Source organism: Phyllobacterium sp. 1468, assembly GCF_031455525.1.
Classification (GTDB): domain Bacteria; phylum Pseudomonadota; class Alphaproteobacteria; order Rhizobiales; family Rhizobiaceae; genus Phyllobacterium.
In genome coordinates, this window is record NZ_JAVDSX010000004.1 from 16,941 (window position 1) to 32,623 (window position 15,683).

The 15,683-nt window shown below is 57.7% G+C and carries 12 protein-coding genes; 5 read left to right on the forward strand and 7 right to left on the reverse strand.

Annotated elements, in window-relative coordinates; translation table 11 throughout:
- Positions 1-104: 104 nt before the first annotated feature.
- A complete protein-coding gene (gene betA, locus J2X72_RS12075; protein WP_310073012.1) occupies positions 105-1,754 on the reverse strand; it encodes a choline dehydrogenase in 1,650 nt (549 codons plus the stop codon).
- A 14-nt stretch (positions 1,755-1,768) separates the two neighbouring features.
- The gene (gene betC / locus J2X72_RS12080) at positions 1,769-3,289 is read right to left on the reverse strand and encodes a choline-sulfatase (protein WP_310072252.1); all 1,521 of its coding nucleotides are present in this window, start codon (positions 3,287-3,289) and stop codon (positions 1,769-1,771) included.
- Between the two features lie 191 nt (positions 3,290-3,480).
- On the opposite strand from betC, the gene J2X72_RS12085 reads away from it, so the two are divergent.
- Together J2X72_RS12085 and J2X72_RS12090 are read left to right on the forward strand one after the other, a co-directional pair.
- Positions 3,481-4,647 (forward strand): acetyl-CoA acetyltransferase, encoded by a 1,167-nt coding sequence (locus tag J2X72_RS12085; RefSeq protein WP_310072254.1) that lies wholly within the window; start codon positions 3,481-3,483, stop codon positions 4,645-4,647.
- Between the two features lie 59 nt (positions 4,648-4,706).
- Complete coding sequence (locus J2X72_RS12090; RefSeq protein WP_310072257.1) at positions 4,707-5,729, forward strand: asparaginase; 1,023 nt, start codon at positions 4,707-4,709, stop codon at positions 5,727-5,729.
- Here J2X72_RS12090 and J2X72_RS12095 read toward each other — a convergent pair.
- The gene (locus J2X72_RS12095; RefSeq protein WP_310072259.1) at positions 5,722-7,065 is read right to left on the reverse strand and encodes a TIGR03808 family TAT-translocated repetitive protein; all 1,344 of its coding nucleotides are present in this window, start codon (positions 7,063-7,065) and stop codon (positions 5,722-5,724) included. The genes J2X72_RS12090 and J2X72_RS12095 overlap by 8 nt on opposite strands.
- 81 nt (positions 7,066-7,146) lie before the next feature.
- Here J2X72_RS12095 and greA point away from each other — a divergent pair, with 81 nt between their 5' ends.
- Positions 7,147-7,620: a transcription elongation factor GreA gene (gene greA, locus J2X72_RS12100; RefSeq protein ID WP_310072261.1), complete on the forward strand. Its 474-nt coding sequence runs from the start codon at positions 7,147-7,149 to the stop codon at positions 7,618-7,620.
- A gap of 167 nt (positions 7,621-7,787) precedes the next feature.
- Here greA and J2X72_RS12105 read toward each other — a convergent pair whose 3' ends face one another.
- From J2X72_RS12105 to J2X72_RS12115, 3 genes are read right to left on the reverse strand one after another with little or no spacing between them, the layout of a single operon-like run.
- A complete protein-coding gene (locus J2X72_RS12105; RefSeq protein WP_209997616.1) occupies positions 7,788-8,780 on the reverse strand; it encodes a magnesium transporter CorA family protein in 993 nt (330 codons plus the stop codon).
- Position 8,781: 1 nt separating this feature from the next.
- Positions 8,782-10,914, reverse strand: coding sequence for a methylmalonyl-CoA mutase (gene scpA, locus J2X72_RS12110; protein WP_310072263.1), 2,133 nt, complete (start codon positions 10,912-10,914; stop codon positions 8,782-8,784).
- Between the two features lie 5 nt (positions 10,915-10,919).
- Positions 10,920-12,359 carry a methylmalonyl-CoA mutase family protein gene (locus J2X72_RS12115; RefSeq protein WP_310072265.1) on the reverse strand — a complete coding sequence of 480 codons (1,440 nt, stop codon included), beginning with the start codon at positions 12,357-12,359 and terminating at the stop codon, positions 10,920-10,922.
- Between the two features lie 186 nt (positions 12,360-12,545).
- On the opposite strand from J2X72_RS12115, the gene J2X72_RS12120 reads away from it, so the two are divergent.
- On the forward strand, positions 12,546-13,310 hold the full coding sequence (locus J2X72_RS12120) for an SDR family oxidoreductase (protein ID WP_310072267.1): 765 nt from the start codon (positions 12,546-12,548) through the stop codon (positions 13,308-13,310).
- A gap of 139 nt (positions 13,311-13,449) precedes the next feature.
- On the opposite strand, the gene J2X72_RS12125 is transcribed toward J2X72_RS12120, so the two are convergent.
- On the reverse strand, positions 13,450-13,815 hold the full coding sequence (locus J2X72_RS12125) for a DUF2267 domain-containing protein (RefSeq protein WP_209997612.1): 366 nt from the start codon (positions 13,813-13,815) through the stop codon (positions 13,450-13,452).
- Positions 13,816-14,142: 327 nt separating this feature from the next.
- Between J2X72_RS12125 and J2X72_RS12130 the strand changes: the two genes are divergently transcribed.
- Positions 14,143-15,672: a DUF853 domain-containing protein gene (locus tag J2X72_RS12130; protein WP_310072269.1), complete on the forward strand. Its 1,530-nt coding sequence runs from the start codon at positions 14,143-14,145 to the stop codon at positions 15,670-15,672.
- Positions 15,673-15,683: the final 11 nt, after the last annotated feature.

The following is a 15,683-nucleotide window of genomic DNA, read 5'->3' on the forward strand; positions in this document are numbered from 1 at the left end:
AACGGCTTTGTCTTTGGCTCCCTGCCTCGACAACATCCCTCATGGTGAGCTTGTCGAACCACGCACAGCAGCGATGCAAGCAGAAAAAGTCGAAGCATGGCTATTCATCTGTCACTCACCTGCCAGCGCGGATTGATCCACGGCTCCTGGTTGGAACGAGGCAGGGGATCGCGGTCAAGAATATGATCGGAAGCCTTTTCGCCGGCCATGATCGAAGGGCCATTGAGGTTACCATTGGTAACGCGCGGGAAGATCGAGCTATCCGCAACACGAAGACCTTCGACGCCGATCACCCGGCACTGCGGATCGACCACCGCCATAGGATCGCTTGCAGAGCCCATTTTGCAGGTACCGCAGGGATGGAAAGCGCTCTCTGCATGTTCGCGCAGGAAATCGTCGATTTCTTCATCCGACTGCACATGGGAACCTGGTGAAATCTCCTTGCCGCGATAGGGATCTAATGCCGCCTGTCCGAAGATCTCGCGCGTCAACCGTACGGCGTGGCGGAAGTCCGCCCAGTCGTCGGGATGCGACATGTAGTTGAAAAGGATTTTGGGTTTCTCGAATGGATCAGATGAGCGAAGCGTCACGCTCCCGCGCGACTTCGACCGCATCGGACCAACATGCGCCTGGAAACCATGACCCTTTACCGCGGCCCGGCCGTCATAGCGGATAGCCGCCGGCAGGAAATGATATTGGATGTCCGGGTAGTCGACACCGGGTTTCGAACGGACGAAAGCTGCGGATTCGAAATGGTTGGTTGCACCATGGCCCGTCTTGAAAAACAGCCATTCGGCGCCGATCATGGCCTTCGAGAAGAGCCCGAGTTTGGAATTGAGCGTGATCGGTTTCAGACTTTCCTGCTGGATGTAGACCTCCATATGGTCCTGCAGGTTTTGGCCGACGCCGGGCCGGTCGGCAACGACGTCGATACCATGCTCTTTCAAATGGGAGGCGGGACCTATACCCGACAGCATCAGCAGCTTGGGTGAGTTGATGGACGAAGCGGCGACGATCACTTCGCGCCGGGCGCGTATCATCTCTGTCCTGCCGCGCCGGGTAATTTCGACACCGACCGCCCGACCGCCCTCAATGATTACACGCCGGGCGAAACCATTGACCAGATTGACGTTTTTGCGTTTGAGCGCCGGGCGAAGATAGGCATTGGCCGCGGACCACCGGCGGCCATTGTGGATGGTTTGCTCCATCGCCCCGAAGCCTTCCTGCTTCGAACCATTGTAGTCTTCGGTGACTTCGAAACCCGCTTGTTGGCCAGCCTCGACAAAGGCGTGGAATAATGGATTGTCCCGGCGCCCGCGTTGTATATGCAAGGGGCCATCCGAGCCCCGCCATCCCGGCTCGCCGCCATGCGAATGTTCCATACGTTTGAAATAAGGCAGCACGTCTGCATAGGACCAGCCGCTCGCGCCGCTTTCCGCCCAATGGTCGAAATCATGTGCATGGCCGCGCACATAGACCATGCCGTTGATCGAGGAGGAGCCGCCGATGACCTTGCCACGCGGCGTGACCAGACGGCGTCCGCCAAGGTGCGGCTCGGGTTCGGACATAAAGCCCCAATCATAGGTGCTCATATTCATCGGGAAGGACAGTGCCGCCGGCATCTGGATGAATGGGCCGATATCCGTACCGCCGAATTCGATGACGATCACCGAATATTTGCCGTCTTCCGACAGGCGGTAAGCCATCGCGGAACCCGCAGAACCAGAACCGATGATGACGAAATCTGCTTCCATAGTGCTTGTCATGCTCATTCGCCCCGCGGATAGCGGGCGTTCTCTTCCAGAACGTTCAGGTCCATATGATTGCGCATGTAACGCTCGGAGGCCTTCTGCAGGGGCTGATAGTCCCACGGATAATATGAGCCGTTGCGGAGCGCTTCATAGACCACCCAGCGCCGCGCCTGACTTTCGCGCACCGCTGCATCGAACTGAGCCATATCCCAGCGTTCCCGGGCTTTCGCCGTGAAATCTGCGACCAGCTTGGCATGTACCGGATCGGTCGCGAGGTTCGTCATTTCATCTGGATCCGATTCGAGATCAAAGAGTTGCGGCGGGTCGATCTCGCAATGCACGAACTTGTAGGCGCCTTCGCGGATGCAGACGAGCGGCGTGTTCGAGCCTTCCGCCGCGTACTCCATCAGAACGGGACCGACGCGCGTCTTGCCTTGCATGACAGGCGTCAGATCCTCGCCATCGGTCCATGGCAGGATTTCGGCGATGTCGATCCCTGCAAGCGCGCCGAGTGTCGGATTGATATCGAGTGTCGACACCGGCTCCAAGATCAATTGGGGAGCAATACCTTTACCCGCAATCATCAGCGGAACGCGCGCGGACCCTTCGAAAAAATTCATCTTGAACCAAAGGCCACGCTCGCCCAGCATGTCCCCGTGGTCTGACGTGAACACGACGATCGTGTCGTCCAGCATTCGTGTGGTCTGCAGGACATCGAAAATTTCGCCGACTTTGTCGTCGATATAGGAGATATTGGCAAGATAGCCCTGACGCGCCCGCCGAACCTGGTCTTCTGTGATGTCAAAGCAATCATGCTCGCATGCTTCGAGCAGCCGCTTTGAATGCGGGTCCTGTTCTTCAAATGGAAATGCACCGACCTTCGGATCGAGCGCAGGCGACCCTTCATAAAGGTCCCAATATTTGCGCCGCGCCACATAAGGATCGTGCGGATGCGTGAAGGAGACTGTCAGGCACCATGGCCGGCGCGATGCATCATCCGATTCACGCGACAGCTGGTACAGCTTTTGCCGTGCGTGGAACGCCACCTCGTCGTCATATTCCATCTGGTTGGTGATTTCGGCAACGCCCGCGCCGGTGACCGAGCCAAGATTGTGATACCACCAGTCGATGCGTTCTCCCGGCTTGCGATAGTCCGGTGTCCAGCCGAAATCGGCCGGGTAAATGTCTGTTGTCAGGCGCTCTTCAAACCCATGCAGTTGATCCGGGCCTACGAAATGCATCTTGCCGGAGAGGCCGGTATAGTAGCCAGCACGGCGCAGGTGATGTGCGTAAGTCGGGATATCCGAGACAAACTCTGCCGCATTGTCATAGACCCGGGTGCGCGATGGCAGCTGACCCGACATCAGCGAAGCCCGGGCAGGGGCACACAGCGGCGAGGCAGTGTAGGTATTGGCGAAGCGGGCCGAACGCTTGGCCAATGCCTTCAGGCGCGGAGCATGGATGAATTCCGCCGGACCGTCAGGAAAAAGTGTTCCATTCAGCTGATCAACCATTAAAATAAGTATGTTCGGTCTCATACAGGCTCCGGCAGGCAAAATTCGTCTCTATAGCATTTTCCATATGGTAATGATGGTCGCTGTTTCAGTTACGCCATTGCGCACCGCATGACGACCGATATTTCTGGCTGATACCATCTGTGCATGCAATCACCTTGAATCACTCGGTTTTCATGGTTAGCTCAAGAGAAAGAGATTTTGGAGGAATGGAAATGACTGCCTGTATCGTTGGATGGTCGCATCTGCCGTTTGGAAAACTGGAAGGCGAAACCGTCGAAAGTCTGATCATCAAAGCTGCGGTAGGGGCGCTTGATCATGCAGGCATCGGTCCCGAAGACGTCGACGAGATCGTGTTGGGCCATTTCAATGCTGGTTTCTCTCCCCAGGATTTCACCGCCAGCCTGGTTTTGCAGGCGAGTGATGCCTTTCGCTTCAAGCCCGCGACGCGTGTTGAAAACGCTTGTGCTACCGGCTCGGCGGCGGTGCATCAGGGCATCAAGACTATTCGTGCGGGCAACGCCAAGGTCGTACTTGTCGTGGGTGTCGAGAAGATGACATCGACGCCCGGTCCGGAAATCGGCAAGAATTTGCTCAAAGCGTCTTACCTTCCGGAAGAGGGCGAGATTCCCGCTGGTTTCGCCGGAGTCTTCGGCCAGATCGCAGCGGCCTATTTCCAGAAATACGGTGACCAGTCCGATGCGTTGGCAATGATTGCCGCCAAGAACCATAAGAACGGCGTGAACAACCCCTATGCGCAGATGCGCAAGGATCTCGGCTATGAGTTCTGCCGGCAGGAGAGCGAGAAGAACCCATTCGTTGCCGGCCCATTGAAGCGTACCGATTGTTCTCTCGTCTCTGACGGCGCGGCAGCGCTGGTCCTGACCGATACGCAGACTGCCTTGAAGATGAAACGCGCTGTGGCATTTCGTGCGGCTGCCCACGTTCAGGATTTTCTGCCGATCTCCAAGCGCGACATCCTGCTGTTCGAGGGCTGTTCGGAGGGCTGGAAGCGCGCGCTCGACCAGGCAGGCGTGACCCTTGATGATTTGTCCTTCGTCGAAACGCATGATTGCTTCACCATTGCCGAACTGATCGAGTACGAAGCCATGGGACTGGCGAAGCCGGGCGAGGGTGCCAAGATTGCACTTGAAGGCCAGACAGCGATGGACGGGCGCCTGCCGATCAACCCTTCCGGCGGGCTCAAGGCCAAGGGGCATCCGATCGGAGCTAGCGGCGTCTCGATGCACGTGCTGTCATCGATGCAGTTGACCGGGGAAGCGGGTGGCATACAGGTGCCGGGCGCCAAGCTCGCAGGCATCTTCAACATGGGCGGCGCGGCAGTCGCCAATTATGTTTCGGTGCTGGAGCGGATCAAATAAGCAGCTTATAAAGCCTTCGACCCCGGCTGATTCCGGTCAACGCTTGTAGAGATGATGGTTTGATGAGCAATCCGGTTCTGGTTGAAGTTTTTCGCGGCGAAACGGTGGAGAGCCGCCATCGCGGCGCGGTGATCGTGACCGATGGCGATGGCAGGATCGTGTTCTCGCTGGGCGATATGGAGCGGCCGACCTTTCCACGCTCCGCGATCAAGGCCATTCAGGCGCTGCCGCTGGTCGAGAGCGGCGCCGCGGACGCCTATGGCTTCGGCAACGAGGAACTCGCCATGGCCTGTGCATCGCATTCGGGCGAGCCGCAACATGTGGCGAAGGCCGCAGATATGCTGGGCCGCGCCGGGCTTGATGTTTCGGCGCTGGAGTGCGGCTCGCATTGGCCGGCGCAGCAGCCCGTGCTGATTGCACTGGCGAAAAGCGGCCAGGAGCCGACGCCGCTGCATAATAATTGTTCCGGAAAACATGCAGGGTTCCTGTGCACATGCCGGCATCTTGGCATCGAAACCCAGGGCTATTCGGCTCTCGGCTCGCCCGAACAGGATATGGTACGCGATGCGATGGAAAGCGTTACTGGCGCTCCGCACACGCTGGATCGTTGCGGAACGGATGGCTGTTCCATCCCCACCTATGCCATTCCATTAAGAAACCTGGCGCATGGCTTTGCCCGCATGGCGACGGGAGTGGGGCTCGAGCCGGCCCGCGCCGCCGCTGCACGGCGCCTTGTCGACGCGGCGATGGCAGCACCATACTATGTCGCGGGTACCCATCGCGCCTGTACGGTTTTAATGGAGGTGGCGCCAAACCGTATCTTCGTAAAGGGCGGTGCCGAAGGTGTCTACGCCGGTGCCTTGCCAGAACTCGGCCTCGGAATCGCTATCAAGTGCGATGACGGGAACGCGCGCGCATCCGAGGCAATCATCGCCACGGTTCTCGCCCGGATCTATCGCAACGAGGACGAACTGGAGTCGAAGCTCGACCGGTTTGCCGATCGCGAAATGCGCAACTGGAACGGCATTACGTATGGTGTCATCAGCCCGACAGAAGCGCTGACGGACGCCGATATCAATTGACGATATTCCGCTCGACAGTAAGGTTTGGATAGATGTCGGCGCTCTTCTGGGTCAAATCCTTGACCGTGACGTCAGTCCAGCTATGACCAACAATGCCGCCATTCCTGGAACCCTGGATAATGTTGTCAGAAATGATGGCCGATCCGGCGCCCTCGACGACACTGACATAGATACCTTCGCCTGACGAGCGGACGATGTTCCCAGTCGCAATCACATTGCGCATGTAAGCGCCCCAGCCGAGCTGTATCCCGTAAAGTGGGGCGTTTTCTACCACATTGCCGGTAACCGAGATGTCGGCTTCAACGCTGATGCCGATGCCGAAGGTGCCGGGATACGGGCCCTTGGTCGAGAGGTTGCGCACCAAATTGCCGCTGCAGGTCCCGAGCCGCCCGCCGCTGTCGAAATTGACCATCGATATACCGTTTGCAGCACCATCGACGAGATTGTTGGCGATGACCGCGCCTTCGAAAGCGAACTCCGAATAAATCGCGGTTTCGCCGCTCGCACTGCAGTTGTTCCCGGTGATCTGCAAATTGCTGGCGCTATTGCCGCGGATCGCGGTGAAGGCGCTGTCGTTGATGATATTGTTGGAAACGACGACATTGTTGGCGCGAAAGATATTGATGGAGTTGCCGTTCTGACCGGTGCCGCCCGCATCCGCCCTGGTTTTGCCAATGCGGTTGCCCGTAACGATCGTGCCGTCTCGGCCTTGCTCGTAACGCTGAACGAGAATGCCGCCATTGCCGCTATCGTGGATCTCGTTGCCGGTGATCTCCAGTCCGGTGGAGTCCGCAGCAAATATCGCCGCATCGCTGGCGCCGGAGATACGTGTACCCTCAATACGCCCACCGCATTTGAAAAGGTCCACGGCATTCTTGCGCGCACCGATAATCTGGCAATCGTCCAACACAAGATGAGCAACGTTGCTGGCTTCGAGGAGGCCCCGCACGCTCTCGCCTAGCGGCCTGCCGTCACCGTCGATTACAAGTCCGTTGAGCTGAATATGGCTGGACCTATCGGCCCTTATCAGGCCAGATTTTCCTCCGAACAGAAGACGCGACTTGCCGGAAATACCCAGTAGATTGACATAGGCGGGAAACTGCAGCCCTGAAACAATATAGACCCCAGGTGGTAGGAATATCTGCTGACCGGACGAACTTGCTTCGGTCAGCAACGCATTCAGCTTGGTCGTCTGATCGTCCGGGCCTCCAGGGATCAACCCGAATTCCACACCGTTGATTGTTCCTGATGTGCTCTGGGCTTGCGTGGCACGCGGCAGAATGCCGGCGCCGGCAAGCGAGGCCAGACCGGTCAGGACGAAGCGTCGGTTGATCATATTGTTATCCGCGGAAGAGAATGAGAGGGGTGCTTGAGGATTGCACTTGCTGTGAGGCCTAGCAAGGCCTACCTTCGTTCGATGAGCAGAGCCTTCACAAAGGAAGACGACAGCAACGCCTCGATCGATGTCGGCGAGCGCCCCATAAGCCCGCACCGGAATCTGGTAACGGAGAAGGGCCTCGCGCACATTGATGCCGAACTCGCGGCGGCGCATGAGGTGCTGGCGAAAGGCAATGCAGAGGCTGACCGCGATCTGATTGCGCGGGCCTCGCGCGATCTGCGATACTGGAACGCACGCAGGGAATCGGCCGAAGTCTCACGCCCCGATCCGCATAGCGATGTGGTCCGGTTCGGCATGACAGTCACAATCGCCGATGAAGACGACAAGTCGCAAACCTGGGCAATTGTCGGCGAGGACGAAGCGGATGCGAGCCATGGCAAGATCTCGCATGTGTCACCCATGGCGAAGGCGATGTTCGGTAAATCCGTTGGCGACAGTTTCGTGCTGAATGATCGCGAGTGGGAGATAACGGCGATCGATACCGCACCTTGAAGTTGACTCCTGCTTTGAGCAGAGGGCATCAAGAGATTCAATTTAAAGCGTTTTTTGTACTTGCTCAATGTATGCGCGGAAGAAGGCTGCCGCGCCGCACAGTAACGTTCATTGCCTTAACTCCGATGTTATAAAGAAAGGAGCATGCAAAGCTGGAGTTTGTGGTCTTACAGCCAGCCCTTTTTGCGGAAGATCAGGAGCGGGATAACCGCTGAGGCAATCATCAGCGCGATAGCCATCGGATAGCCCCAGACCTCATTGAGTTCGGGCATGAAATGAAAGTTCATGCCGTAAATCGATGCGACCAGTGTCGGCGGCATGAAGGCCACAGCAGCGACGGAGAAAATCTTGATGATGGCGTTCTGCTCAATCGAAATGAGTCCAACGACCGTATCAAGCAAAAAGGTCACCTTGTTGGAAAGAAAATCGACATAGGTGCTCAGCGATTGCGTGTCGCGCTCCAGCGACTTGATCGTGGCCCGTATATCCTTCTTGTTGAGGGTCTCGTCCGGAATGGCAGCCGTATAAACGAGGAGGCGGCTGACGCCGGCGATGCTTTCCCGAATTTTGGAAAGAAACGCGCCTTGAATCCCGATATTGTTGAGACTGTCCCTGAAGTTCTTCGTTGTCATGGGCTTATCATTTTCCGACCGCCGGAAGATCGCGTGAGAATTCACATCGATATCGCCGGCAACACCCTCGAGAATGTCCGCGATGCGGTCGGTCACGGCTTCGATCAATCCGAGGAGAATGCTGATGCCGCCGCATTTGGGCGTAATGAGGCCATTCCCCGGCTTTGTCGCGCGGCCAATGAACAGACTGAACGCTTTCGGTTCCGTATAGCGTACAGTGACAAGCAGCTTTCCTGTGAGAATGAAAGATACCGGGGCGATACCGTGATGTTTCAGTTCGGTTGAGTGCAGGATGGAAGCTGTCAGGTATTGCGCGCCATTCTCGGCGTAGAAGCGACTGGATTCCTCGATCTCGATCATATCCTCGTGGGTCGGAATGGTCGCTTTGGTCCAGTTCTCGACCTGGACGTCCTCTTCATGCGTTGGGTTGATGAGGTCGATCCAGACTGCGTTGGGTGGCAGCTCTGCTCCCGCAAGCGCAGCACTGGGCATCAGATAATCGTCTTGCAGCGCGTAGACATAAATCATTTCACAATGAATCCAGCAAGGTATCGATCAGTTTCTCGGCGGCCTCGCCGATTACAGTGCCGGGAGGGAAAATAGCCGTTGCGCCTGCTTTGAGGATCGCATCGAAATCCTGCGGTGGTATGACACCGCCAACGATAATAAGAGTATCTTCGCGCTCGCCGCGTTTCAGCGCCTGCTTGAGTTCCGGTACAAGCGTCAGATGTCCAGCTGCCAGCGATGAGACGCCAACGATATCGACATTGCTCTCGATGGCGAGGTCCGCAACTTCTTCAGGTGTCTGGAACATGGCGCCAACAATGACCTCGAATCCGAGATCACCGAAGGCAGTTGCAATAACTTTCTGGCCACGATCGTGGCCGTCCTGGCCCATCTTTGCGACAAGAATACGAGGCTTCCTACCCGTGCGTTTTTCGTAAGTAGCCGCTTTGGCTTCAACGCGGTCTATAAGTTCGTTTTTGCCGGCCTCCTTACGGTAAACACCGGAAATCGTGTGGATGTTGGCTACATGCCGCCCATAGGCCTTCTCCAGCGCCAACGAGATCTCGCCGACCGTTGCGCGCGCCCGCGCTGCCTGGATCGCCAGATCGAGCAAATTGCCTTTGCCTGCCTTGGCAGCGGCCGTCAGCGCAGACAAGGCCTCATCGACTGCGGCAACGTTGCGTGTTCCCTTCAACTGTTGCAGCTTGGAAAGCTGGCGGGCCCGCACTTCCGCGTTGTCGACTTTCAGGACGTCGACTTCCATATCTTCGGCTGGGCGATAGGAGTTGACGCCGATAACCGGCTGCCGCCCACTATCGATACGTGCTTGCGTGCGGGCTGCGGCGGCTTCGATGCGCATCTTCGGAATGCCCTGTTCGATGGCCTTCGCCATACCGCCCAGCGCTTCCACCTCGTCGATGTGGGCGAGGGCACGGGCGGCAAGGTCATGCGTGAGCCGCTCGACATAAAATGAACCGCCCCAGGGATCGATCGTGCGCGTCGTGCCGGACTCCTTTTGCAGGACCAGCTGTGTACTGCGGGCTATGTGAGCCGAGTGATCGGTTGGAAGAGCCAGCGCTTCGTCGAAAGAGTTGGTGTGCAGCGACTGCGTATGCCCCTGTGTCGAAGCCATGGCCTCGATCATGGTGCGCACGATATTGTTGTAAGGGTCCTGTGCTGTCAGCGACCAGCCCGAGGTTTGCGAATGGGTGCGCAGCGAGAGCGAACGCTCGTCCTTCGGATTGAAGTTCTTCTTCATCAGAACCGCCCAAAGCAGGCGCGCGGCACGCAGCTTTGCAACCTCCATGAAGAAATTCATGCCGATCGCCCAGAAGAAGGAGAGGCGCGGTGCAAAACTATCGATATCCTGACCAGCCGCAACACCGGCGCGCGCATACTCTATACCGTCGGCGATCGTGTAGGCGAGCTCAAGGTCGGCGGTCGCCCCCGCTTCCTGCATGTGATAGCCGGAAATCGAGATTGAATTAAACTTCGGCATATTTTCTGACGTGTAGGAAAAGATGTCCGAAACAATCCGCATCGAAGGCTGCGGCGGGTAGATATATGTGTTGCGCACCATGAACTCCTTCAGAATGTCGTTCTGAATGGTCCCGGCGAGCTGTTTTTGGCTGACGCCCTGTTCTTCGGCTGCAACGATGTAGAGCGCCAGAATTGGCAGCACTGCCCCGTTCATGGTCATCGAAACGGTCATTTCGCCAAGCGGAATACCCTCGAATAGCTGTTGCATATCGAGAATTGAATCTATGGCGACGCCTGCCATGCCGACGTCGCCTGCAACACGGGGATGGTCGCTGTCATAACCGCGATGGGTGGCGAGATCAAAGGCGACGGATAGGCCTTTCTGGCCGGCGGCAAGATTGCGCCGGTAAAAGGCATTGGATTCCTCGGCCGTCGAGAAGCCGGCATATTGCCGGATCGTCCAGGGCTGCTGGACGTACATCGTCGGATAGGGACCGCGGATGAAAGGCGCGGCACCGGGAAAGCCATCGAGATGCGGTAGTCCGCGCAGCGCCGCATCGCCATAGGAGCGCTTGACCTGGATACCCTCGGGCGTCTTCCAGGTTGCATCCTCTGGCACGGGAGCGAGGGGCTTCGGCTCTTGCCAATCGATCTTGGTGAAGTCCGGAATTCTCATTTTATTCAGATGCCTGCAAGGGTTTCATCGATGCGCGGGAAGGTTAGCGGTTCGCAATGAACGACGCCATCCGTCGGTAAAGGCATATGGGGTGCATTAAGCACGGTGACCGGCCGATCTTGCCGGGCAGGGAAGAGCGTCGTGCCTACGATGGCGCGTTTGCCGGAAAGGTAAACCTCTCTTCGGGCGTTGCGGGCCGCAATGATACGAGCCTGGAACTTGCCATCGACAAGGCTTTGCAAAATGCCGCCGTCTTGTTCAAGCGCCTGAAATTCCTTCCATGCCGCCTCACACAGATTCTCCGTCAGACTTTCCACCGCACCGGAACCGCAAGCCGGATCGGCAACGAAGGCCAGATTGCTTTCTTCCGCAATGACAAGCTGTGTGTTGCGGCCGAGGCGCCGTGCAAAGGCATCGGGCAAGCCATGGGCAATCGTATGGGGCAAAACCGCAATCGAATCCGCTCCGCCGGCAGCTGCACCGAAGGCTGCAATCGTGTTGCGCAATATATTGGTTTCGGGATCGCGCTTCGTGATCATCCGGTATGATGTTTCGGCATGGATCGTTGCCTGCGAGGGGCGCATGCTGCCGCAAGCCTCCTGTAGACGCGCCCACAGACGCCGCAAAGCCCGGATCTTGGCGATCGAAACGAACTGATCCTGATCCACCGAAAGTGCAAAACCGATATGTGGAGCCGCATAGACAATGGGCTGCCGTGCCTCTTCAAACAGCCGGAAATGGCCAGTGGTGATGGACAACATCGCACCGAGTTCTTGCGCCTCTGTGGCACCCGCGTTGTGGTAGACGCGGCCGTCCGCCTCAAGCACGATTCCAGGCAGATCGGATGAGAAAAAGCCGGAAAGCGATTGTGGCAGCGAGGCTTTTAGCGCTGCAAGGCTCATGCGCAGACGGCCCGTTCCCGCCAGAGTAGCGGCGGGATCGATGCCAAGCGAGAAGCTCAGCGTCTTCGGATTGACATCCCGGGGACGCATGTAATCCACGAACCAGTCGGCACAGGCACGGCTTTTCGGATGCACGTCCATGCGCAGATGGATCATGTCGAGATGAACGCCATAGAGCACCTTGTCGACCGCCTCACGGGTCGAGGGGAGGCCATAGCCAAAGGCATTCGGCGCGCCCTCGAACACCAAAGCAATGCCGGTGGCTCCATTCTCCAGTTCTTCCAAAAGCTGCCTGTTGGCGCGAACCGGATCCGGATCATCGATACGCTGTACGATATGCCAAGGCTTCGAGGGATTCTTTCGCGGGGTCAGCAGTGCGTCGCGCCGTCGTTCATAGAGAGGTTCGATGGCGATGGCATCATCGGTCTTCGAGATCAGGGATTCATCGAAATCCGCGCCTTTCAGGGCTTTTTGCGCAAGTTTAACCCAGCCATCCCGGTCAATCGGCGCAAATTCAGTTTCCTTGAGCAGTGACGCGTCCATGCTTTCTCCCTGTTGCGCGCATTGTTTTTTCGACTTTAGGAGGAGTCATGCTGCTTCGCAACAAAGCAAAGTGCCGCTGACACAACTTATTGAAAACAATATACTTTTCGGTAGTTCCGGTTTCGGGTGGCTGGAGCGGAGCGGGCGTGAAAGGCTGGTGCCAACTTTAACGCGAAAGGTCAAACAATGAACCTGCTTATCGGAAAGACGGCCATCGTGACTGGCGCGAGTTCTGGCATCGGTTATGAAACAGCAAGGCTTTTTGCCCGCGAAGGCGCGAATGTCATCGTGGCCGCACGACGCCAGCACGAGCTTGGCAAGTTGGTCGCAGCGATCGAATGGGACGGCGGAAAAGCCATCGCTCTGGCAGGTGACGTCCGTGATGAAGCCTATGCCAAGTCATTGGTCGAATTGGCGGAAAGCGTCTTTGGCGGGCTTGATATCGCTTTCAATAATGCCGGCACAAATGGAGAAATGGGATCGACTCCGGGCGTCTCCCTCGAAGGCTGGCACGAGGCTCTGAACGTCAATCTCACAGGCGCTTTCCTCGGAGCGAAATACCAGATCCCCGCGATGCAGAGGCGAGGAGGTGGCTCGCTGATCTTCACTTCGACCTTCGTCGGCCACACGGTGGGAATGCCAGGCACCGCGGCCTATGCAGCCAGCAAGGCAGGGATCATCGGCCTGATGAAGACACTCGCCGCGGAGCATGGTCCTCAAGGGATCAGAGTGAATGCGATTCTGCCCGGCGGAACCGCTACGAGCTTGGCAGAAGCTTGGGTCGATACAGCGGATAAGCTGGCTTTTGTTGAGGGATTACATGCACTTAAGCGTCGTGCGACACCGGGGGAAATCGCGAGGTCAGTCCTCTATCTCGCGTCCGATGCTTCAAGTTTTACCACAGGCTCGGCCATGTTGGTCGACGGCGGTGTCTCGATCAACCGAACCTGAAGAGATGATCCGGAAAGTTTTGCTCTGCTTTAATCAAATTTTTCAAAATATTCAGCTTGATACCATGTTTGCCGAGGAGCCCAGAAACAGAAACGCGCGCCGAAAAGCGCGCGCCTTCAGGGTTGGCGATGGGGCCGGCTTAAACGAACTGGCTCAGGCCCGGAATGGAATTCACCACGTCGTCGACTGGGCCGCTGCCGGCCTTTTCACGAGCAAAAGCAATGGTTTCCTTGGAAATGCCGGTGATTTCGCCCATGCCGAGGCCAATGCCCATCAGCTTGGAACCGAGCCCCATGACGCCCGGCATCAGGCCGGAAAGTCCTCCGCCGCTGTTGTTGGCCTCGGCGATGGCAGCTTCAGCACCGGGCACTCCGGCAATCAACTGGTCAACCTTGTCGGCTGGCGCTTCTTTCTGCAGGAATGCCAGAATGAGGCCGACAGCCTTGCGGGCCGTGTCCGGATCCGTGCCTACATTGGCGGAAATGCGCGCGATAAGTTCGTCCATTAGTCCAATCTCCCGTCTGATGTGAATTACGTTTACGTAATATGCGGGAATAGTCCTCCGCACAAGCTCTAAGTCAATCTGGATCATTCTCTCAACCGCGTACAATCAAATTGCAATCGGACGACGAAATTCCTGCACCAGATTCGCACTTTCCTGCATGGGAATGACGGAATCTTGTGCAGGAATCGCATTTTTCTGTCCCATTCGTATTCCGGACTTGCCGGGCGCCTGCAATTTTCCAGACACGATAAAGCCTTGGCCATTGTCGCGTGGAGTTTGGCTGTTTATACCGTGGATAAAGTGACCGTTGCGACGAGGACGAACGACATGGCCGATGACAGTATTTTCCTTGGTGCAAGCCGCAAGCCCGACGATACCTACCAGCAGGCAGAATCGTTGCTGCTGAAATTCGGCAACCGGCATGGCCTGGTCACTGGCGCAACCGGTACGGGTAAGACGGTCACGTTACAAGTTCTGGCTGAAGGCTTTTCGAAAGCCGGCGTTCCGGTTTTTTGCGCAGACATCAAAGGCGATCTGTCGGGTATCGGCGCCAAGGGCGAAGACAAGGATTTTCTCGTCAAGCGTGCCGCCGACGTCAAACTCGACCCTTACGAGCATTCTGCCTCGCCGGTCATCTTTTGGGATATTTTCGGCGAGCAGGGGCACCCGATCCGCGCCACGATCTCGGAAATGGGTCCCCTCTTGTTCTCGCGCCTGATGAACCTGACGGAAGCGCAGGAAGGCGTCCTCAACATTGCTTTCAAGATCGCCGACGAGGAGGGGCTGCTCCTCCTCGACATGAAGGATTTGCAGTCGCTGCTGGTCAATATCGCGGAACGTGCCGAAGAGATCTCCGCCCGCTATGGCAATGTCACGAAGCCTTCGGTCGGTGCGATCCAGCGCTCGCTCCTGGTGCTGGAACAGCAGGGCGGCACGAAATTCTTCGGCGAACCGGCGCTGAAGATCGCCGACATCATACGCACGGACACCAATGGCCGCGGTTTGGTCAGCGTCCTTGCTGCCGACAAGCTGATGATGAACCCGCGGCTCTATTCGACATTCCTGCTTTGGCTGTTGTCGGAACTCTTCGAGGAACTTCCGGAAGTCGGCGATCCGGAAAAGCCGCGCCTGGTGTTCTTCTTCGACGAGGCGCATCTGCTCTTCAATGAGGCGCCGAAAGCGTTGCTGACCCGCGTCGAGCAGGTGGTGCGCCTGATCCGTTCCAAGGGCGTCGGCGTGTTCTTCATCTCGCAAAACCCGCTGGACGTGCCGGAAACCGTGCTGGCGCAGCTCGGCAACCGCTTGCAGCACGCGCTTCGGGCCTACACGCCGCGCGAACAGAATGCGGTGAAGACGGCCGCCGACACGTTCCGGGCCAACCCGGCATTCAACACGTTCGAAGCGATCACCAATCTTGCCACCGGCGAGGCGCTGGTCTCGACATTGGCCGACAAGGGCGTTCCGTCCATGGTGCAGCGGACATTGATCCGCCCGCCGGCAGGACGCATCGGGCCGCTGACCAGCGACGAGCGCCAGACACTGATCAATGCGAGCCCGGTAGCGGGTCTCTATGACGAGATGGTCGACCGGGAATCCGCCTACGAGCTTTTGCAGAAGAAGGCGCAGAAGACGAAGACCGAAGCGGAGGCGGCGCAGGAGGCCAGCGCCGATAGCACGGGCGGCTGGCGGCTGCCCGATTTCCTTGGCGGCGAACCGAAAACCGGCCCGCGCGGGGGCCAGGTGAGGGGCCGGCAGACGGTGGCCGAAGCTGCGATGAAATCCGTTGTCCGCTCCGTCGGGGGTTCGCTGGGCCGCGCGCTGGTGCGCGGAATATTGGGTAGCCTCAGCCGGCGGTGAGCCCCGGGTGC

Bases quoted from the DNA above. Each gene is read 5' to 3' on its own strand.
- J2X72_RS12105 (WP_209997616.1), bottom strand. From the start codon at position 8,780: ATGATTTATGTCTACGCGCTGCAAGACGATTATCTGATGCCCAGTGCT.
- greA (WP_310072261.1), top strand. From the start codon at position 7,147: ATGAGCAGAGCCTTCACAAAGGAAGACGACAGCAACGCCTCGATCGAT.
- betA (WP_310073012.1), bottom strand. From the start codon at position 1,754: ATGGAAGCAGATTTCGTCATCATCGGTTCTGGTTCTGCGGGTTCCGCG.
- scpA (WP_310072263.1), bottom strand. From the start codon at position 10,914: ATGAGAATTCCGGACTTCACCAAGATCGATTGGCAAGAGCCGAAGCCC.
- J2X72_RS12125 (WP_209997612.1), bottom strand. From the start codon at position 13,815: ATGGACGAACTTATCGCGCGCATTTCCGCCAATGTAGGCACGGATCCG.
- J2X72_RS12120 (WP_310072267.1), top strand. From the start codon at position 12,546: ATGAACCTGCTTATCGGAAAGACGGCCATCGTGACTGGCGCGAGTTCT.
- J2X72_RS12115 (WP_310072265.1), bottom strand. From the start codon at position 12,359: ATGGACGCGTCACTGCTCAAGGAAACTGAATTTGCGCCGATTGACCGG.
- J2X72_RS12085 (WP_310072254.1), top strand. From the start codon at position 3,481: ATGACTGCCTGTATCGTTGGATGGTCGCATCTGCCGTTTGGAAAACTG.
- betC (WP_310072252.1), bottom strand. From the start codon at position 3,289: ATGAGACCGAACATACTTATTTTAATGGTTGATCAGCTGAATGGAACA.
- J2X72_RS12130 (WP_310072269.1), top strand. From the start codon at position 14,143: ATGGCCGATGACAGTATTTTCCTTGGTGCAAGCCGCAAGCCCGACGAT.
- J2X72_RS12095 (WP_310072259.1), bottom strand. From the start codon at position 7,065: ATGATCAACCGACGCTTCGTCCTGACCGGTCTGGCCTCGCTTGCCGGC.